Raw genomic sequence first — 20,123 nt, forward strand, 5'->3', positions numbered from 1 at the left:
TGCGGGGGTGGTGCGGGGGCGGTGCGGGGAAAGCAGTGCGCCGGCCCCGACCCCAGGGGGTCAGGACCGGCGCATCGGGAAAGCTACTTGCTCTCGGCAGCGGCCTTCTTGCCGTAGCGGGCCTCGAACCGGGCCACGCGGCCACCGGTGTCGAGGATCTTCTGCTTGCCGGTGTAGAACGGGTGGCACTGCGAGCACACCTCGGCGCGGATGACGCCGGAGGTCGCAGTGCTGCGAGTCGTGAACGTGGACCCACAGGTGCAGCTCACCGTGGTCTCGACGTACTCGGGGTGGATGTCCTTCTGCAAAGCGTGCTCCTTGAGTCAATGTGGCCGGGTCGGCTGGGCGGGCTGCCCTGGAGGTGTCCATGCCGTGAACCGGTCAGCAGTCAAGTGTGCCAGAGAGCGGCGCACATCTCCTAAACGGTGTGGACCAGCCTGCCATTCCCCGCCGGGAGCACCACCGTCATCACCGTGCCCTGGTCCTCGACCGAGGCGACCTGGAGCTCTCCGCCGTGCCCCTCGACGATCGCTCGCACGATCGCCAGGCCCAGTCCGGTGCCGGGGATCGCGGCAGCGGTGGCGTTCGACGCACGGAAGAACCGGGCGAACAGGTCCGGCAGGTCCTTCTCGGGGATCCCGATGCCCGTGTCGGTCACCGTGATCACCACCTGGTCGTCGACCTGGATCGCGGCGATCGTCGCCTGGCCACCCGAGGGGGTGAACTTCACGGCGTTGGAAACGAGGTTGATGAGACTGCGTTCGAGCTGGCCACGGTCAACCCGGATGGTCATCGCCGGGTCGACGGCGTCGACCACCAGGGACACCCCCGCGGCATCGGCCACCGGACGGAGCAGCTCGGCGACGCCGGCGACGAGTGAGTCGACCCCGACGTCCTCGGTCGACGAGTGGAGGCCGGTGACCTCGATCTTGTTGAGGACGAGGAGGTCCTCGATGAGGCCACGCAACCGGTGGGAGTTGCGGCCGATGATGTCGAGCGCGCCGCGCTGACCGCTCGTGAGGTCTCCGTAGTCGCCGTCCTGGAGCAGCTCGAGGTAGCCGTTGATGGAGGTCAGCGGGGTCCGCAGCTCGTGCGACACGGTCGCCATGAAGTCGGTCTTCTGCCGGTCGAGCGCGGTCAGCTGGTCGACCTGGGCCTCCCGCATCTCGCGCAGCCGGAGGTCGACGATCGACTGGGCGACGTAGGCGGCGCACTGCTGCACCGCCTGGATCTCGTAGCGACGCCACCGTCGCGGGCCGTCGACGGTCATCAGCGACAGGACGCCGAGACCCTGCTCGCCGATGCCCACGGGCACCATGAGGAGCGACGTGGCACCGGTCGCCCGGAAGAACCGCTGAGCCCGGTCCTGGGCCTGCACCTCCGGGTGGAGGAAGTCGGAGACCACGAAGAACGTCGCCTGCCGCCGCAGCTCGTCGCCCACGTCCTTGACCTCACCGGCCAGCGAGGCCGGGAGGATCGGCAGCTCGGGCAGGTCGTGACGATGCCACTGGGTCCGCTGGTCTATCACCCCCGACTCGTCGTGGGTGTAGAGGATGACCCGGTCGAGCGACAGACCCTCCCCGAGCATCGTGCACACCGCGTGCAGGGCGGTGTCGATCTCTGGCGCGCCGTGCACCACCCGGGCGACGTCCAGGGCGAGCTGGTGGGCCAGCAGGACCACCGACTGTTGCTCCTGCAGCGCCTGGTTGGAGCGGGTCAGGCCGTTGAAGTCGGCCGCCAGCGCGCGGATCTCCGCGGCCCCCGTTCCGGTGTCAGCCTGGGCGTCGCGGTCACCGTCACGCTGACGCTCGACGACCGATCGGAGCCGCTCCAGGGGACCACTGACCGAGCGCACCAGCAGCCGCCACCCACTGAGCACGATGACCATCGCCAGCAGGACCGTGACGGCCGCGATCCCGACGAGCAGCTGGACGGAGCGCCGCGCCGCGTTCCGGGCCGCGTCACGCTCGACCCGGAGTACGTCGTACAGGCTGCGGTTGCTGTCGCTGAAGGCGCGGAACCGGTCCCTCGCGGCGGTCTCGAGGACCTCGCGCTGCGGCTGGCTGCGCGCCATGCCGTCATCGGCGGCCTCCGCCGACCTGAACCAGGCGTCGATGGCCGCCCGCTGGGTGTCCAGCAAGGCGGCATACCGGGTGCGGTCCTCGGCTGGCAGCGACGGCGAGGACAGGGCACGCTCCATGGCGGCGAGCTCCACGGAAACCAGGTTCTGCGTGCCGCGGTAGCTGGTCGGTGGGGCGGGGCCGCCCAGCAGCTGGCTCCACGTCACATAGGCCCCGGTCATGTCGATGAGGACGGCGTTGTTGGCATCGGAGGCCGGGCTGTACGAGGTCGTCAGCGCGCGGATGTCCCGACTCTGGCTGGTGAGGTTCCACAGCGATGCCGCGGCCACGACCGGGATCAACAGCACCAGGGCCAGGCCGAGGACCTTGAGCTGGCCGGAGACCGATCGGCTCGCGAGCTTGGTCACTCGCCAGCCTCGTCGAAGCCGGTCCGGGTCATGACACCCCACACCTGCTTCTTGCGCCGCAGGCTGGCCCACCAGCCCTCCAGCCGCCACCACACGGTGAGCTGCCGGAAGCCGAAGTTCTCCAGCACCGACGCCAGGAAGGTCAGGCCCAGGTCGCGCCAGCGTTCGTGCCGGTGGAAGGCCCACTCCTCGGCAGCCATCGCCGACAGGGTCACGAGGACGGCCAGGCCGTAGGCCAGCACGAGGAAGAGGATCGCGTAGGGGACGTTCACGACGCCCAGGACGAGGGCCAGCGGGACGATGATGATGCCGAACATCTCCAGCAGCGGCGCGAAGAGCTCGAAGATCCAGAAGTACGGCAGCGCGACGAAGCCGACCTTGCCGTAGCGCGGCCGCAAGAGCATGCCGCGGTAGGCCCACAGGGTCTCCCACAGCCCACGGTGCCAGCGTCGGCGCTGGCTGCGCAGGACGGAGGTGGTTGACGGGACCTCGGTCCAGAGCACCGGCTCGGGCACGAAGGCGACCTGGTAGTCACGGCCCTCGTCGCGCATCGTGCGGTGGATCCGCAGGACCAGCTCGAAGTCCTCGCCGATGCTGTCGGGGTCGAGCCCCCCCACCTCGACGATGACGTCGCGGCGGAAGATGCCGAAGGCCCCGCTGATCAGGATCAGGGCGCCGAACCGCGCCCACCCGGTGCGCCCGAGCAGGAACGCACGCAGGTACTCGACGACCTGGATCCTGGCCAGCCACGACGTGGGCATCTGGACCTTGACGATCCGCCCGGACACCACCCGGCTCCCGTTGACCGGGCGGATCGCGCCGCCCGCCGCCACCATGCGGTTCGGGTCGTCGACGAACGGCTGGGTGACGCGCAGCAGTGCGTCGGGCTCGAGGATGGAGTCGGCGTCCACCATGGCGACCAGGGACTCGGTCGCGGCGTTGACCCCGACGTTGATGGCCTCCGACCGCCCCGAGTTCTCCTTGCGCACGACGATGAGGCGCGTGCGGCCGTCGCGGGGCACGTGCACGTCGATGACCCGCGCCCGGGTCGGCACGTCCTGCGGGATCTCGCGCGGGATGGGGACGAGGTCGAAGGCGTCACGGAGCCGCTCGAACGTGGCGTCGGTGCTGCCGTCGTCGACCGCCACGACCTCGTGCCGCGGATAGCGCAGGGACAGCAGCGCCTGCACTGCCGTGACGATCCCGGCCTCCTCGTTGTAGGCGGGGACGAGGAGTGAGACCCCCGGGGTCAGGGCGCCCCCGAAGGTCTCGACGACCGCTTCACGACGTCGGTGCTGCGCCCGGAAGTCGATGAAGGCCAGCCCGATGAGGGCCAGGTAGGAGAGGTTGATGACCGCGAAGTAGATGAGGATCGGCAACGACGTGATGCTCATGAGCCACACCACGGTCGCCCTCAGGCCGTCGACGAAGCCGTCCCAGCTCATGACAGGGTCCCCTGCAGCCGGGCCACGGCCCGTGCACTCTCGATCGAGGCGCTCGTGGGCGAGCCGTCGACCGCCGATTGACCGACCGGCCCGAGCCTGAGCAGCGAGGTGGCCGCGATCTCGGCGAGCCGGGGGTCGGGGTCGGCCAGCAGGGCACGCAACCCGTCGACGGCGGACGGGTCGCCGAGGTCACCCAGGGCGGCCGCGCAGGCGCGGCGCAGCTCGCTGGGCTGCTGGTCCCCCGTGCCCTCCAGGAGCACGGCGACGTCGGCGGTGCGCCCCATCCGGCCGAGCGCGACGGCCGAGGTGGCCCGGACGACAGGGTCCTCGTCGGTCGTGAGCGAGAGCCGCAACAGGTCGATCGACCGCGTGAAGCTCCCCTCCCCGCTGAGGTATGCCGCGACCGTGCGGGTCGTGGGGCTGGCAGCCAGGAGTCCGTCGCGCAGGGCGTCGGCGATGCCGACCCCCAGCTGCTCCAGGGCGTCGCCGGCCGGGCCGGCCGGGACGGCGCGGTCGGCGCCGACCGCCGCGAGGAGGGGGGCAGCGGCGCTGGGCTCCCTGAGGAGACCGAGGGCGCGGGTCGCTGCGACGCGCACCTCGGGGGCGGGGTCCCGCAGGGCGTCGACGATCAGGGGCAGGGACGCTCCCACGTGGCAGAGCCCGAGGATGTGGGCCGCGCGAGCTCGGCGGATGGTGCTCCGGTGCTTGAGGTCGTGGGGTGCCCGGTCGACCGCCCCGTGCGCCAGGAGGATCGCGGCGAGCTCCTCGGCGGGGACGCCGCGCACCTTGGTGAGCAGGTCGACCAGCGCGTCGTCCAACGCCTCACGGGCCGGTCCGTCCACGGCGATCAGCGCGTCGCGGTGGGTGCCGTCCTCGTCCTCGCCCGAGCCCACGGCGAGCAGGTCGGCGCGATGGGGGGCGACCAGGGCCGAGGTGCGCCGGTCACGCAGGGTGCGCGTCACCTTCGTGGTGACGATCACCAGCACGAGAGCCAGGCACGCCAGCAGGACCAGGGCGCAGGAGCCCCAGAGAATGCCCCGGGTGCTCACCTGACGCGGGCCAGGATCCCGTTGACGCGGTGCAGCAGCTCCCGGGGGCTGAAGGGCTTGATCACGTAGTCGTCGGCTCCGACGGCGAAGCCGGTGTCCACGTCGCTGTCGCGTGACTTGGCGCTCAGCATCAGGACCGGCACCGTGGCCGCGCCGCTCTCGCGGATCTTGCGCAGGACGTCGATCCCGGAGAGGCCGGGCATCATCACGTCGAGGATGACCAGCGCCGGAGGCTCCGTCTGGAACGCCTCCCAGGCGCTCAGGCCGTCACCGACCGCCTCCACGGCATACCCGGCCTGGGTGAGCTTGAACTCCACCAGGTCGCGAATGTCCGGGTCGTCGTCGGCGACGAGCACTCGGATTCCCTCAGCCGCGGTCACTGCCAGTCCTCTCGTCGTCATGCAAATGGATGAGCCCGAACCAAATGTACGTGCTCAGGACCCGTTCTTCGCGCTCATCGGGCACTCCGACGGCACTGCAGAGCAAACCCACAGACCTCGGGGCTCCCCGTCGTCCCACAGAGCGGACGACAGGACAGCGGCCCGGCGCCTGTTCGGCGCCGGGCCGCCGTCGGATTGGCACCGAACCGGGCGTCAGTCCTTGTCGTCGTCGTCGATGCGGATCGAGGAGTTCTGCTGGACCTGCATGAGGAACTCGATGTTGCTCTTGGTCTTCTTGATCCGGTCGATGAGGAGCTCGATGCCCTGCTGCTGGTCGAGCGCGGCCAGCACCCGGCGGAGCTTCCACATGATCTTGAGCTCGTCGCCCGACAGGAGGATCTCCTCCTTGCGGGTGCCCGAGTTGTTGATGTCGACCGCCGGGAAGATCCGACGGTTGGCCAGGCCACGGTCGAGCTTGAGCTCCATGTTGCCGGTGCCCTTGAACTCCTCGAAGATCACCTCGTCCATCCGCGAGCCGGTCTCCACCAGCGCGGTGGCGAGGATCGTGAGCGAGCCACCGTTCTCGATGTTGCGGGCCGCGCCGAAGAACTTCTTGGGCGGGTACAGCGCCGCCGAGTCGACGCCACCGGACAGGATCCGGCCGCTCGCCGGGGCAGCGAGGTTGTAGGCGCGTCCCAGCTTGGTGATCGAGTCGAGGAGCACGACGACGTCGTGGCCCATCTCGACGAGCCGCTTGGCCCGCTCGATGGCCAGCTCGGCCACCGTCGTGTGGTCCTCGGCAGGACGGTCGAAGGTCGAGGAGATGACCTCGCCCTTGACCGCACGCTGCATGTCGGTGACCTCTTCGGGCCGCTCGTCCACGAGGACGACCATGAGGTGGCACTCGGGGTTGTTCGTCGTGATCGCGTTGGCGATCGCCTGCATGACCATCGTCTTGCCGGCCTTGGCGGGCGCGACGATGAGGCCGCGCTGGCCCTTGCCGATCGGGGCGACCAGGTCGATGACCCGAGTGGTCAGGACGCTGGGGTCGGTCTCGAGCCGCAGGCGCTGCTGGGGGTACAGCGGCGTGAGCTTGCCGAACTCGACGCGCTTGCGGGCGTCATCGGGTGACATGCCGTTCACGGTGTCGAGGCGGACCAGCGCGTTGAACTTCTGCCGCTGGTTCTGCTGGGCGTCCTCGCGCTGCGCCTTGACGGCACCGGTGACGGCGTCGCCCTTGCGCATGCCGTTCTTCTTCACCATCCCCAGGGGGACGTAGACGTCGCCCGGACCCGGCAGGTAACCGGAGGTGCGCACGAAGGCGTAGTTGTCGAGGACGTCGAGGATGCCGGCCACGGGCACGAGGACGTCATCCTCCTCGACCATGGGCTCGTTCTCGTAGTCGTTGCCGTAGTCGCCGCGCTGGCCCCGCTTGTCGCGGTTGCGGTTGCGGTTGCGGTTACGACGGCGTCCGCCGCGACCCTCACCGTCGTCGTCGTAGCCCTGGTTGCCCTGCTGGCCCTGCTGGCCCTGCTGGCCCTGGCCGCCCTGGCCCGGGTTGCGGTTGCCGCGGTCGTCACGGTCATCGCGGTCGTCCCGGTCGTTCTGGGGACGGTCGTCGCGGTGCTGGCGGTCGTCGCGGTTCTGGCGGTCGGCCTGCTGGCGGTCCTGCCGGTCCTGCTGGCGCTCGTCGCGGCTCTGGCGCTCGCGACGGTCCCCCTGCTGCCGGTCCTGCTGGCGCTCGTCCCGGTCCGACGCGCCCTGGTCCTGCTGGTCGCGGTGCGAACGGTCACCCTGCTGGCGGTCAGCCGGTTGGCGGTCACCCTGCTGACGGTCTGCCCGGGTGCGGTTCTGGCGGTCACCCTGCTGGCGGTCACCCTGCTGGCGTTCGCCCTGCTGGCGGTCGGCGCGGTCCTGGCGGCCGTCGTCCGAGCCGGACTCGCGACCCTCCGCTGCCCGGCCTTCGGCCAGGTCGACCTGCTCACGGACGGCACGGTCGGCGCGCTCGGCCCGCTGGGCGCGGTCCGGGCGCTCACCGCGGGTCGGCTGCGGCTCGGCGGTCGCGGGCGCCTCGGTCTGCGCCGGGCGGTCCTGCGGCGGGCGGTCCTGCGGCGGAGCGCTGCGGCGCGCGGGCGCGCCGGCACCGGACTGGCGGTCCTTGATGGCGGTGACGAGGTCACCCTTGCGCATCTTGGCGGTACCGGTGATGCCCATGCTCGCGGCCAGGCCCTGCAGCTCGGCCACCTTCATGGTGCCCAGCGCGCCGGAGCGACGCGGCTTCTCGTCCTGCGTACCCGCAGTGTCGAGAGTGGTGGTGTCTGTCACGAAGGATCCTTCCCCCTCGTTCGCGGCCGGTGTTCAGATCCCGGACCGGTGCTTGGGTCAGGCGTGCTGACCGATGGAGCCACATGCAGCACAGCGAGGCGTGGCAGCGCCGAGGCCGCCGACATGTGGTGGGTGCAGTTCGCCACTGGATGCGCAAGAGGAGGCATCGGCTGCGAGTGCGCTCACAATGTAACACCGTTGGGTGCCTCGTCAGTCCAGTGTGCCCAGATCGGCGTCACGTGTCCCGGCCGGGTGGCAGGTCGCTGACCTGCGCCCCGATGGCCGGGATGCCCGGGTCCAACACCGTCCAGTCGTCGCTGGTCAGGGCCTTGACGGCGGGTGCCACGTCCCCGCGGGTGAGGACCAGGACCGACGGTCCCGCCCCGGAGATCACTGCCGCGTGGCCGGCTCCACGGAGCGCGTCGACGAGGTCCATGGATGCGGCGAACGAGTCGCGCCGGGCCTCCTGGTGGAGCCACTCGCGGGTCGCGTCGAGCAGGTGCTCCGGGTGCGCGGTCAGGGCCTGCACGAGCAGGGCGGCGCGAGCCGAGTTCAGCGCGGCGTCACCGTGGCGGATCTGGGTCGGCAGCACCGACCGGGCCTTCGCGGTCGAGAGCTGCGTCGCCGGCACGAGCACCAGCGCGTGCACCTCGGGGTGCGGCTGGAGACGCAGGGTGCGCGTCCCCTCGTCCGGCGAGTCGGACCAGGAGAGGGTGAGCCCGCCATACACCGAGGCCGACGAGTTGTCGGGGTGCCCCTCGAGGCGCGCCGCGAGGTCGTTGGCGAAGGCGAGGTCGGGACCGTCGGCGACCCCGCGGCATACATCGTGAAGTCCTTGTGCCGCAACGATTCCGGTCACGATCGCGGTCGCCGATGACCCAAGGCCCCGGCCGTGCGGCACCTCGTTGACGCAGCTCAGGTGCAGACCACGAGGCGGTGCGACGCCGAGCTCGTCCCAGGCCCGCAGCATGGTGCGCACGACGAGGTGGGTGGCGTCACGGGGGACGTCGGCGGCTCCCTCCCCCTGGACGTCGACCGTGATGCCTGGCTCGTCGGTGACCGTGGCCACGCAGGTGTCCCAGAGCCCGAGGGCGAGCCCGACCGAGTCGAAGCCCGGCCCGAGGTTGGCGCTGCTGGCCGGCACCCGCGCCTGGACGGAGCTGCCGACGACGAGCTCGGCCATCAGTCCTGCAGACCCAGCGCCTGCGCCGCAGTGAACGCGTCGACCTGGACCCGGGTCGGGGTGACGTCCGAGCCGTCGGCGTTGCGCAGCGCCCACTGCGGGTCCTTGAGGCCGTGACCGGTGACGGTGCAGACGATCGTGGCGCCGGCCGGGACCTGGCCCGCCTCGGCGGCCTGCAACAGACCTGCGACCGACGCGGCGGAGCCGGGCTCGACGAAGATGCCCTCCCGGGCGCTCAGGATGCGGTGGGCGATGAGGATCTGCTCGTCGGTGACGGACTCGATGCGGCCACCCGAGTCGTCGCGCGCGGCCTCGGCCTGCTTCCACGAAGCGGGGTTGCCGATGCGGATCGCGGTGGCGATGGTGTCGGGGTCGTCGACGGGGTGACCGAGGACGATCGGTGCCGCGCCGGCCGCCTGGAAGCCCCACATCTGGGGGAGCTTGGTCGCGGGGCCGGGCTGCTCGCTGCCGCGGTGGTACTCGCGGTAACCCTTCCAGTAGGCCGTGATGTTGCCGGCGTTGCCGACCGGGAGGCAGTGGATGTCGGGAGCGTCGCCCAGCGCGTCGACGACCTCGAACGACGCCGTCTTCTGACCCTCGATCCGAGCCGGGTTGACCGAGTTGACCAGCTCGACCGGGTAGGACTCGGCGAGCTTGCGCGCCAAGGTGAGGCAGTCGTCGAAGTTGCCGTCCACCTGGAGCAGGGTCGCGCCGTGCGCGATGGCCTGGCTGAGCTTGCCCATCGCGATCTTGCCGTCGGGCACGAGGACCGCGCAGGCCATGCCGGCCTTCGTGGCGTATGCCGCGGCGCTGGCACTGGTGTTGCCGGTCGACGCGCAGATCACCGCCTTGGCGCCGTTCTTGGCCGCCATCGAGATCGCTGCGGTCATGCCGCGGTCCTTGAACGACGCGGTCGGGTTGAGCCCCTCGTACTTGACGAAGACGACCGCACCGGTCAGCTCCGACAGGTGCTCTGCCGGGATGAGCGGGGTGCCGCCCTCCTGGAGCGTCACCACCGGCGCACCCGCGAGCATCGGGAGGCGGTCGGCATACTCACGGATCACACCGCGCCACAGGGTGGCCATCAGGCGCCCTCCACCCGCATCACGGAGACGACCTCGCGGACGGTGTCGAGTCGCACGAGGGCCTCGACCGTGGCGGACAGCGCGGCATCGGGGGCGGTGTGGGTCACGACGATGAGGTTCGCACGGGTCTCCCCCAGCTCGCCGTCCGGGCCCTGGGGCTCGGCGGCGATGATGTGCTGGCGCACCGTCTCGATCGACACCCCGTGCTCGGCGAACGACGTCGCGACCTGGGCGAGGACGCCCGGACGGTCGGCCACGTCGAGGCTGATGTGGTACCTCGTCAACGCCTGACCCATGTCGAGGACGGGCAGGTCGGCGTAGGCCGACTCGCCGTGCCCTCGGCCGCCACCCACGCGGTGACGGGCCACCGCGACGACGTCACCGAGGACCGCGCTGGCCGTGGGGTCGCCACCCGCGCCCTTGCCGTAGAACATCAGCTGACCCGCAGCGTCGGCCTCGACGAAGACGGCGTTGAACGCGTCACGGACGCCACCGAGGGGGTGCGACCGCGGGATCATCGCCGGGTGCACGCGCACGCTCACCCCGGCGGTCGTCGTGCCGTCGGGGCCGACCGTCTCGGTGCGCTCGCAGATGGCGAGCAGCTTGACGACACAGTCCATCTCGCGCGCGGCCTGGACGTCAGCAGCACTCACCTCGGTGATGCCCTCGCGGTAGACCTGGTCGCTCGACACCCGGGTGTGGAACGCCAGCGAGGCGAGGATCGCGGCCTTGGCCGCCGCGTCGAAGCCCTCGACGTCGGCGGTCGGGTCGGCCTCTGCGTAGCCGAGCGCCTGGGCCTGCTCGACCGCCTCGGCGAAGCCCAGCCCGGTCGAGTCCATCTTGTCGAGCACGTAGTTGGTGGTGCCGTTGACGATCCCGATGACCTTGCGCACCTCGTCGCCGGCGAGGGACTCGCGGATCGGGCGCAGGATGGGGATGGCTCCGGCCACGGCAGCCTCGTAGTAGAGGTCGACGCCGTGGGCGGCGGCCTCGGCGTAGAGCGCCGGGCCGGCCTCGGCGAGCAGCGCCTTGTTGGCCGACACGACGGAGGCGCCGCTCTTCATGGCGAGCTCGATGAGGCTGCGAGCCGGCTCGATGCCTCCGATGACCTCGATGACGATGTCGGCCCCGGTGATGATCGACTCGGCATCGGTGGTGAACAGCGCCGGGTCGACGGGCAGGTCGGAGCGGTCCTTGCCGGGCCGGCGCACGGCGATGCCGACCAGCTCGAGGGGCCGCCCCACCCGGGCGGCGAGGTCGTCGGCGTGCTCGGTGAGCATCCGGGCCACGGACGAGCCGACGACACCGCATCCGAGGAGGGCCACCCTCAGGGGCTCCACCGCCGTCACCTGCTGGCTCTCACTCACACCTGCTCCTCGCGCCCTCGTGGGGCTGTCTCACGGTCGGGCCCATCGTGACGGGTGACCACTTCGTGGACGCCCATTGTTCCGCCATCCGGACTGTAGCCGGGGGTCATCGGCTCAGCCGACGTCGAGGGCCAGCAGGTCGTCCACCGTCTCGCGCCGCACCAGCACCCTCGCCTGCCCGTCCCTGACCGCGATCACCGGGGGGCGTGGGGTGTGGTTGTACTGGCTGGCCATGCTCCGGCAGTAGGCACCGGTGCCCGGGACGGCGACCAGGTCACCGGCCGAGATGTCGTCCGGCAGGTACTCGTCCATGACGACGATGTCGCCGCTCTCGCAGTGCTTGCCGACCACGCGGGCCAGCCGCGGCGCGGCGTCGGAGTGCCGGCTGGCCAGCGTGCAGGAGTAGTCGGCGTCGTAGAGCGCGGTGCGGATGTTGTCGCTCATGCCGCCGTCCACCGAGACATAGGTGCGCTTGGCTCCCCCGCCCAGGTCGACGTCCTTGACGGTGCCCACCTCGTAGAGCGTGAAGGTGCTCGGACCGACGATGGCTCGCCCGGGCTCGATCGAGATGCGGGGGGTCGGGGTGTCCGGACCGCCGTCACCCACCGCCTTCAGCTCGCGTTCGACCAGGTCGGCCATCTGCTCACCGAGCTCTCCGGGGTGCAGCGGCGTGTGCTCCGAGGTGTAGGCGATGCCGTAGCCACCCCCGAGGTCCAGCTCCGGCATGTGGATCCCGTGCACACGGGCCACCTCGGCGTGCAGCCCGATGAGCCGTCGCGCGGACACCTCGAACCCGGACGTGTCGAAGATCTGGCTCCCGATGTGGGAGTGCAGCCCGAGCAGGTCGAGCTGGGTGCTCCGCTCGACGATCCGCGAGACCGCCTCGGCAGCCTGGCCGCCGGCCAGCGAGAACCCGAACTTCTGGTCCTCGTGCGCCGTGGCGATGAACTCGTGGGTGTGCGCCTCCACGCCCACCGTGACGCGCACCATGACCGGGGCGCGCACCCCCAGCTCGCCGGCAACCGCGGCCACCCGGTCGATCTCCTCGAACGAGTCGACGACGATCCGCCCCACGCCGTAGGCCAGGGCCTGACGGATCTCGGCGAGCGACTTGTTGTTGCCGTGCAGGCCGATCCGCGCCGCGGGGAACCCCGCACGCTGCGCCACGGCGAGCTCACCACCGGAGCAGACGTCGAGGCACAGGCCCTCCTCGGCCACCCAGCGGGCCACCTCGGTGCAGAGGAAGGCCTTGCCGGCGTAGAAGACGTCGACCCCACCGAGGGCAGCGAAGGGCGCACCGAACTCGTCGCGGAATGCCCGCGCCCGGGCGCGGAAGTCAGCCTCGTCGACCACGTATGCCGCGGTGCCGAACTCGCGGGCGATGCTCACCACGTCGAGTCCCCCGACCGTCAGGCGGCCCTCCTCGTCACGGCCGACCGTCTGGGGCCACAGCTGCGGCATCAGCTCCATGACGTCGGTGGGCCAGGGCAGCCAGTGGGGTGGTCCGCCATACCCCTCGGCGTGGAGGGCTCCCGCCTCGTGAGCGCGCATGGGCTACATCCTGTCGGGTGCGGAGACTCCCAGGAGGTCCAGTCCGTTGGCCAAGACCTGCCTGGTCGCGTCGTTGAGCCACAGCCTGGTCCGGTGCAGGTCGGTGATCTCCTCGTCGGCGGTCATCGGGCGCACGCGGCAGGTGTCGTACCACTTGTGGAAGTGGCCGGCGAGGTCCTCGAGGTAGCGGGCCACCCGGTGGGGCTCGCGCAGGTGGGCCGCCTGGGCGACGACCCGGGGGAAGTCGCCGAGGATGGCCAGCAGCGACGCCTCGGTCGGGTCGGTCAGCAGGGACGGGTCGAAGCCGTCGCTGCGGACGACGCCGTCCTCACCTGCCAGTCGGGCGACGTTGGAGGTGCGGGCGTGGGCGTACTGCACGTAGAAGACCGGGTTGTCGTTGGTCTGCTTGCGCAGCTCCTCGCCATCGAGCGACAGCGGGCTGTCGGCCGGGTAGCGGGACAGCGAGTAGCGGATCGCGTCGGTGCCGATCCAGTTGATCAGGTCGCGCAGCTCGATGATGTTGCCGGCCCGCTTGGACAGCTTGGCCCCACCGAGGTTGACCAGCTGGCCGATCTGGACCTCGATGTTGCGCTCGGGGTCGTCGCCAGCGCAGGCCGCGATCGCCTTGAGCCGGTTGATGTAGCCGTGGTGGTCGGCGCCGAGCAGGTAGATCTTCTCGTCGAACCCGCGGTCCTTCTTCGACAGGTAGTAGGCGGCGTCGGCTGCGAAGTAGGTGGGCTCCCCGTTGGCCCGGATGAGGACACGGTCCTTGTCGTCGGTGAAGTCGGTGGTGCGCAACCAGATCGCGCCGCCCTCGTCGAAGACGTGCCCCTGCTCGCGCAGCCGGTCGACGGCCTGCTCGACCGCACCGGACTCGTGCAGGGCCGCCTCGGAGAACCACACGTCGAAGTGCACGCCGAAGTCGGCGAGGGTGTCCTTGATGTCCTGCAGCTGCGCCTCGTAGGCCACCGACCGCGCCGCGGCCAGGGCCTCGTCGGCGGGGAGCTCGAGCAGGTCGGGACGGGCGGCGAGCGCCTGGGCTGCAAGGTCGTCGATGTAAGCGCCGGGGTAGCCCCCCTCGGGCGTGGGCTCCCCCTTCGCGCTCGCCAGGACCGAGGTGGCGAACTTGTCCATCTGCGCGCCGGCGTCGTTGATGTAGTACTCGGTCGTGACGGTCGCGCCCGACGTCTTGAGCAGGCGGCTCATGGCGTCGCCGAGCGCGGCCCACCGCGTGTGCCCGAGGTGGAGGGGTCCGGTCGGGTTGGCCGAGATGAACTCGACGTTGATGACGTGTCCGGCCTCGGAGTCGTTGCGGCCGTAAGCAGCACCGGCCTCGACGATGCTGCGGGCCAGCTCACCGGCCGACGCGGCGTCGAGGGTGATGTTGAGGAAGCCCGGCCCCGCGATGTCGACCGCCTTGACGCCCGGGACCTGGGCCAGGCGCTCGGCGAGCCGCGTGGCGACGTCGCGCGGCGGCATACCGGCTCCCTTGGCCAGCTGGAGCGCGACGTTCGTGGACCAGTCACCGTGGTCACGGTTCCTCGGGCGCTCCACGCGGACCTCCGCGGGCACGTCCACGGCGAAGTCGCCGGCGGCGACGGCTTCGGTGAGGGCGGTGCGGATGGCTGCGGAGAGCTCTTCGGGAGTCACCCGGTCAAGTCTAGGGCGCGGGTGAGTGCGCTCGTCCGTCGGCCATGAAGCCCGAGACGAGCTCGATGAGGTGGTCGGGATCGAAGGGCTTGGAGACGAAGGCGTCGAGTCCCGAACCCTGCGCCTGGACCCGGTCGTGCTGCTGCACCGAGGCCGTCACCATGATGACCGGAATGTCCGCCAGCCTCGGGTCGGCCCGGATCTGCGAGATCGTCCACCAGCCGTCGCGCGGGCTCATCTGTGCGTCGAGGGTGACCACCCCCGGGAGCCGGTCGAGCTCGTGCAGGGCAGCGATCAGCTCCTCGCCGTCGCCGGCCTCCCGCACCTCGTAGCCCTCCATCTCGAGGTTGACCCGGATGAGGCGCCTGATCTGCTCCGTGTCGTCGCAGACGTAGACGAGTCCCCCACGTTCCATGGGGGCCACCCTAGGCTGCTAACCTCTGCGGGCGCCTCCTTCACGGAGCGCACGTGTCGGCCCCCGTAGCTCAGGGGATAGAGCACCGCCCTCCGGAGGCGGGAGCGCAGGTTCGAATCCTGCCGGGGGCACCACAGGTCGAGAGGCCCGGAATGACTGTCCAGCCCAGCGCTGGACGTCGCTTCCGGGCCTCTCGTCATTCGGGACCGACTCGAAGTGGTTGCTGCCCTGGTACTCGGCCAGGACGCGGCGCTCACGCCAGACGAAATCGGCCCTGCACAGGAAGCCGCCACCGCGATGGGTGATCACGGCGTTGAGCTCCGGCTCCGGCAGTCCGGCGCGGTGGAAGACCAGTCGACAGCGGGACTCCATGGGTGAGTCGGAGCCAACCCGGATCAGTCCGAGGGCTGACCTGAGGGCGACCGCCCCTCTCGGCCGAACCCGCCGGAGGAGCGCATCCCGCAGCGGCGTGACGTCTGCGAGCCGCCGCGCCACGGCATCTCCGACCACCACCAGGTCGTCGAGCTCGAGAGCCTCGCCCAGGTCGCACCACGTGTCCTCGAGCGAGGTGAGGAGCAGTCCTTGGTTCCTGGCGGTCGCCCTGGACTCCAATCCGCGCCGACCGACGCACCCGCGCCTGCGGACCCGCGCCGCCGACGTCGTCCGCATTGACGTCGATCGGACCGTCCTCCAGCTCACGAGGGAAGGCAGGCCCCACAGCCGGGGAAGGCGCCGCGGTCAGCGCTGGGAGGCGTCGGTCACCTCGCCGACGAGCTCCTCGATGACGTCCTCGAGGAAGACGACGCCGATGTCGGTGCCCTCCGGGTCGACCACGCGTGCGAGGTGTGAGCCGGTGCGCTGCATGGTCCGCAGCACCTCCTCGACCTCGTCGGCGGCCTGCACCGTCGCCAGCTTGCGCACCCGCTTGACCGGGACGGCGATGTCGCGCTCGGTGTCGTCGGCGTAGAGCACGTCCTTGAGGTGCAGGTAGCCGGTGAGCTCGCCCGCGTTGTCCAGCATCGGATAGCGCGAGAACCCGCGCTTGGCGACGAGGCGCTCGACGTCGTCAGGGGTCGCCGTCAGGGGCAACGTCACGAGGTCGGACAGGGGGACGGCGACATCGACGGCGTCCTTGTCGCTGAACTCGAGGGCCGCGCCGACCAGCCCGTGCTGACCTTCCTCGATCAGCCCCTCGTGGCGGCTCTCGGCGAGGATGTGCTCGACTTCCTCGACCGTGAAGGCCGACGTGATCTCGTCCTTGGGCTCCACCCCGAACAGCCGCACCAGCGACTTCGCGATCGCCTCCATGACCGAGATGATCGGGCGCAGGGCCCGGGTGATGAACAGCAGCACCGGCACGAGGATCAGCGCGGAGCGCTCGGGTCCGGCGAGGGCGAGGTTCTTCGGGATCATCTCGCCGACGACCACGTGCAGGTAGACCACGATGAGCAGGGCCAGCGCGAGCGCCAGGCCGTCGGTCACCCCGTCGGGCAGACCGAGGTGGTGGACGACCGGTTCGAGCGCGTGGTGGAGGGCGGCCTCGGAGATGGCACCCAGCAGCACGGAGCAGACCGTGATGCCGAGCTGCGCGCAGGCGAGCAGCGAACCCATCTGCTCGAGGGCGTCGAGGCAGACCTGCGCCCGGCGGGATCCGTGTGCCGCCAGGGGTTCCAGCGTGGAACGCCGCGCCGCCATCGCCGCGAACTCGGCACCGACGAAGAACGCGTTGAGCAGCAGGAGCAGGGCGGTGACCCACACCGCGCCGGCGCTCACTTCGCCCCCTCCGCGTCGCGGCCACCGGCGGTCACCGAGCGACCGGCGCCGCGACCGGGTGCGGCCGGACCCCGCGGGGAACCCTCGACCGAGGTCCCCTCGTGCGAGTCCGAGTCGTCATGTTCCCCTGTCGGGACGAACCGGAGCCGGTCGGCCCGCATGCCGTCCATGGCCAGCACGGTGATCGCCCAGCCGGGGATGTCCACGGTGTCCCCCACGGTGGGGATCCGACCGAGCTCGGCCATGACGAAGCCACCGGTCGTCTCGTAGGCAGGGCCGTCGGGCACGACCGCACCCAGGCGCTCGCGCACCTCGTCGGGGCGCCAGAGGCCCGGCACCGTCCACGACCCGTCGGTGAACTCACGCCCGGTCGTGCGGAACACGTCATGCTCGTCGGACACCTCGCCGACGATCTCCTCGACGACGTCCTCGAGGGTCACGATGCCGGCCGTGCCGCCGTACTCGTCGACGACGATGGCGAGCTGGAGACCGTGCTCGCGCAGCATCAACAACAACGGGTCGAGCCGGATCGTCTCCGGCACCAGGAGGGGCGGCACCATGAGCGCCGACACCGGCACGTCGTCGCGGCGCTCGTGCGGGACGGCGATGGCCCGCTTCACGTGCACCACGCCGTCGATGTCGTCCCAGTCCTCGCCGGTCACCGGGAAGCGCGAGTGTCCGGTGCGCCGGGCGAGCCGGACGACGTCCTCGGCCGTCGCGGTGCGCTCGATGGACGACGCCCGCGCGCGAGGGCTCATGACGTCGGCTGCGGTCTGCTCCCCGAACCCGAGCGACTTGGTGACCAGCCGGGCGGTCCCCTCGTCGAGCGTCCCCGCCTCGGCGGAGCGGCGGACCAGCGAGGCCAGCTCCTGCGGGGTGCGGGCGCCCGACAGCTCCTCGCGGGGGGTGATCCCGAGTGCCCGCAGGAAGAGGTTGGCCGATCCGTTGAGCACGAAGATCAGCGGCCGGGCGACCAGCGCGAAGCCCCGCACCGGCATGGCGACGACCTTGGCGGTGGCGAGCGGGGCCGAGATGCCCAGGAACTGGGGCAGCAGCTCGCCGAACACCATCGAGAACACCGTGGCGATGAGCAGGGCGACGGCGTCAGCGACGGTGTCCAGGGTGGAGCCCCGGAGGCCCAGGGCCTGCAACGGTGTCTCCAGCAGCACCCCGAGTGAGGGGGTGGCGAGGAACCCGAGGATCAGCGTGGTCAGCGTGATGCCCACCTGGGCCGCGGACAGCTGCGTCGAGAGCCGGCGCAGTGACCCCAGCACCACCTCGGCGCGGGCGTCCCCGGCATCCACGGCCTTCTGCACGGTCGGCCGGTCGAGTGCGACCAGCGAGAACTCGGTGGCCACGAAGACGGCCGTCCCGATCGTCAGCCCCACGCCGGTCAGGACCAGCAGCCATTCGGTCATAGTCCGGTCATCCTAGGGCCGCAACCCGGTTGACCCTGACCCCACGTCAGTTGGGAGGATGCCGGCATGACACCGACTCCGGGGGAACGATGACCACGACCACAGCGCCACCACGACCGACCGAGGGCGCCCGCATCGAAGTGCGCGACCTGACCAAGCGGTTCGGCAGCTTCACCGCCGTCGACAACCTCTCCTTCACCGTCGAGCCCGGCCGCATCACCGGCTTCCTCGGTCCCAACGGTGCCGGCAAGACGACCACGCTCCGCATGCTGCTCGGCCTGGTGAACCCGTCCAGCGGCGTCGCAACCATCGGCGGGCGCAGCTACCAGGAGATCACCCAGCCCATGGCGGTCGTGGGTTCGGCGCTCGAGGCCACCAACTTCCACCCCGGCCGCACCGGTCGCGACCACCTGCGCGTCCTGGCCGACACTGCAGGCGTCGGAGCCCAGCGCGTTGACGAGATGCTGGAGCTCGTCGGGATCCCCGCTGCCGCGCGCAAGCGTGCGGGGGGCTACTCGATGGGCATGCGCCAGAGGCTCGGCCTCGCCGCCGCGATGCTGGGCGACCCACAGGTCCTCATCCTCGACGAGCCGGCCAACGGCCTCGACCCCGAGGGCATCCGGTGGCTGCGCGGGTTCCTGCGGCACCTCTCCGCCCAAGGCAAGACGGTGCTGATCTCGAGCCACATGCTCCAGGAGGTGGAGCAGACGGTCGACGACGTCGTCATCATCAACAACGGCCGGCTGATCAAGCAGGGCGCGATGGACGACCTGCACGGCGAGGCCCACACCATCGTCCGGACCACCGACCTCGACGCGCTCGCCGGCGCCCTGCGGGTCGCCGACGTGACGAGCAAGGTCGAGGACGGCACGCTGCTGGCCGAGACCCACGACCTGCGGCTGATCGGCGACGTCGCCCTGCGGGCCGGGCTGCCGATCTACGAGCTGCGCCAGGCCACCACCGACCTCGAGGCGCTCTTCTTCGAGCTGACCGAGGGCACCAACCGCAACCTCGGCGACGGCGCCTCAGGGCAGGCGGCCGCCGAGCGAGACGCCATCGCCGGACAGGAAGGGGGCAACGAATGACCAACGCCATCAAGGCCGAGTTCCGCAAGTTCTTCACGACGCGCATGTGGTGGGGGCTGGCCATCGCCATGTTCGTGGCGGGAGCGGGACTCGCCGTCCTCTTCGGCTTCCTCTTCACCCAGGCCCCGGACCCGAACGCCGCACCCGGCCAGGGTGTCCCCACCGGCACCCCGGAGCAGATCGCCAACAGCGTCTACACCAGTGGCCTCAGCATCGGCTACCTGCTCACCCTGACGATCGGGGTGATGCAGATCGGCTCGGAGTACCGCCACAAGACCATCACGAGCACCTTCCTGGGCACGCCCAAGCGGGCCAAGGTGATGGGCGCGAAGGTCGTCGCCCTGCTCGGGATCGGCGCCATCTACGGGCTCATCTCCCTGGCGGGGTCGATCATCGCCGGCGCCATCGTGCTGAACGCCCGGGGGTTCGCACCGTTCCCGACGTCCGGCGTCTTCCGCACCCTTGCCCTGAGCCTGCTCGTCCTGGGCCTGTGGGCACTGATCGGGCTGGGCGCGGGGATCCTCATCCCCAACCAGGTGGCGGCCCTGCTGATCTCGGTCGGCGTGGCCTGGATCGTCGAGCCCCTGGCCGGCTTCGGGCTGTCGTTCTGGGACTGGGGCCGGGACCACATCGTCCAGTACCTCCCCTCGGCGGCGACGCAGGCCATGGTCAACGGGGTCAACCAGGGCGGCGAGAACGCCGTGACGCCGCTCGCCTGGTGGGCCGGCGCGCTCATCCTGGCCGCCTACGCCGCGGTGCTGGCCGGCTTCGGCTCGTGGCGCACCATCCGGAGCGACATCAGCTAGGTCGCCGAGGTATGCCGCGGGGCCGGGTTCCAGCACGGGACCCGGCCCCGCGGCATACCCGGACCGGGCGCTGGCGCGCCCCCTGAAGGGGCCCTGGGCGACG

Annotated in this window: 16 protein-coding genes and 1 tRNA gene; 3 read left to right on the forward strand and 14 right to left on the reverse strand. The window is 70.9% G+C overall.

Annotated elements, in window-relative coordinates; genetic code table 11:
- Positions 1-83: 83 nt before the first annotated feature.
- The 12 genes from rpmE to ACXJKD_RS05835 form a co-directional block, all read right to left on the reverse strand.
- Positions 84-308: a 50S ribosomal protein L31 gene (gene rpmE, locus ACXJKD_RS05780; RefSeq protein ID WP_056922415.1), complete on the reverse strand. Its 225-nt coding sequence runs from the start codon at positions 306-308 to the stop codon at positions 84-86.
- A gap of 110 nt (positions 309-418) precedes the next feature.
- Complete coding sequence (locus ACXJKD_RS05785) at positions 419-2,488, reverse strand: ATP-binding protein (RefSeq protein WP_457253515.1); 2,070 nt, start codon at positions 2,486-2,488, stop codon at positions 419-421.
- Positions 2,485-3,933 carry a glycosyltransferase gene (locus ACXJKD_RS05790; RefSeq protein ID WP_457253516.1) on the reverse strand — a complete coding sequence of 483 codons (1,449 nt, stop codon included), beginning with the start codon at positions 3,931-3,933 and terminating at the stop codon, positions 2,485-2,487. Before ACXJKD_RS05790 ends, ACXJKD_RS05785 begins: the two co-directional genes overlap by 4 nt.
- A complete protein-coding gene (locus tag ACXJKD_RS05795; RefSeq protein WP_457253517.1) occupies positions 3,930-4,982 on the reverse strand; it encodes a HEAT repeat domain-containing protein in 1,053 nt (350 codons plus the stop codon). The genes ACXJKD_RS05790 and ACXJKD_RS05795 overlap by 4 nt, the downstream gene beginning before the upstream one ends.
- Complete coding sequence (locus ACXJKD_RS05800) at positions 4,979-5,362, reverse strand: response regulator transcription factor (RefSeq protein ID WP_457253518.1); 384 nt, start codon at positions 5,360-5,362, stop codon at positions 4,979-4,981. Before ACXJKD_RS05800 ends, ACXJKD_RS05795 begins: the two co-directional genes overlap by 4 nt.
- 213 nt (positions 5,363-5,575) lie before the next feature.
- The gene (rho, locus tag ACXJKD_RS05805; protein WP_457253519.1) at positions 5,576-7,687 is read right to left on the reverse strand and encodes a transcription termination factor Rho; all 2,112 of its coding nucleotides are present in this window, start codon (positions 7,685-7,687) and stop codon (positions 5,576-5,578) included.
- A 235-nt stretch (positions 7,688-7,922) separates the two neighbouring features.
- A complete protein-coding gene (locus tag ACXJKD_RS05810) occupies positions 7,923-8,870 on the reverse strand; it encodes a homoserine kinase (protein ID WP_457253520.1) in 948 nt (315 codons plus the stop codon).
- Positions 8,870-9,955, reverse strand: a complete 1,086-nt coding sequence (thrC, locus tag ACXJKD_RS05815; RefSeq protein ID WP_457253521.1) for a threonine synthase — start codon at positions 9,953-9,955, stop codon at positions 8,870-8,872. Before thrC ends, ACXJKD_RS05810 begins: the two co-directional genes overlap by 1 nt.
- Positions 9,955-11,322, reverse strand: a complete 1,368-nt coding sequence (locus ACXJKD_RS05820) for a homoserine dehydrogenase (protein ID WP_457253522.1) — start codon at positions 11,320-11,322, stop codon at positions 9,955-9,957. The genes thrC and ACXJKD_RS05820 overlap by 1 nt, the downstream gene beginning before the upstream one ends.
- Before the next feature lie 114 nt (positions 11,323-11,436).
- Positions 11,437-12,873: a diaminopimelate decarboxylase gene (gene lysA, locus ACXJKD_RS05825; RefSeq protein ID WP_457253523.1), complete on the reverse strand. Its 1,437-nt coding sequence runs from the start codon at positions 12,871-12,873 to the stop codon at positions 11,437-11,439.
- A gap of 3 nt (positions 12,874-12,876) precedes the next feature.
- Positions 12,877-14,523, reverse strand: a complete 1,647-nt coding sequence (gene argS, locus ACXJKD_RS05830; protein WP_457253524.1) for an arginine--tRNA ligase — start codon at positions 14,521-14,523, stop codon at positions 12,877-12,879.
- Between the two features lie 10 nt (positions 14,524-14,533).
- Complete coding sequence (locus ACXJKD_RS05835; protein ID WP_457253525.1) at positions 14,534-14,938, reverse strand: response regulator; 405 nt, start codon at positions 14,936-14,938, stop codon at positions 14,534-14,536.
- A gap of 59 nt (positions 14,939-14,997) precedes the next feature.
- Between ACXJKD_RS05835 and ACXJKD_RS05840 the strand changes: the two genes are divergently transcribed.
- Positions 14,998-15,072: transfer RNA gene (locus ACXJKD_RS05840), tRNA-Arg, on the forward strand.
- A gap of 604 nt (positions 15,073-15,676) precedes the next feature.
- Here the strand turns inward: ACXJKD_RS05840 and ACXJKD_RS05845 are convergent.
- Both ACXJKD_RS05845 and ACXJKD_RS05850 read right to left on the reverse strand, forming a co-directional pair.
- Positions 15,677-16,711, reverse strand: coding sequence for a hemolysin family protein (locus ACXJKD_RS05845; protein WP_457253526.1), 1,035 nt, complete (start codon positions 16,709-16,711; stop codon positions 15,677-15,679).
- A complete protein-coding gene (locus tag ACXJKD_RS05850) occupies positions 16,708-18,129 on the reverse strand; it encodes a hemolysin family protein (RefSeq protein WP_457253527.1) in 1,422 nt (473 codons plus the stop codon). The genes ACXJKD_RS05845 and ACXJKD_RS05850 overlap by 4 nt, the downstream gene beginning before the upstream one ends.
- An 89-nt stretch (positions 18,130-18,218) precedes the next feature.
- On the opposite strand from ACXJKD_RS05850, the gene ACXJKD_RS05855 reads away from it, so the two are divergent.
- Together ACXJKD_RS05855 and ACXJKD_RS05860 are read left to right on the forward strand one after the other, a co-directional pair.
- The gene (locus tag ACXJKD_RS05855) at positions 18,219-19,214 is read left to right on the forward strand and encodes an ABC transporter ATP-binding protein (protein WP_457253528.1); all 996 of its coding nucleotides are present in this window, start codon (positions 18,219-18,221) and stop codon (positions 19,212-19,214) included.
- Positions 19,211-20,020, forward strand: coding sequence for an ABC transporter permease (locus ACXJKD_RS05860; protein ID WP_457253529.1), 810 nt, complete (start codon positions 19,211-19,213; stop codon positions 20,018-20,020). The genes ACXJKD_RS05855 and ACXJKD_RS05860 overlap by 4 nt, the downstream gene beginning before the upstream one ends.
- Positions 20,021-20,123: the final 103 nt, after the last annotated feature.

Source organism: Pedococcus sp. P5_B7 (genome assembly GCF_054049895.1).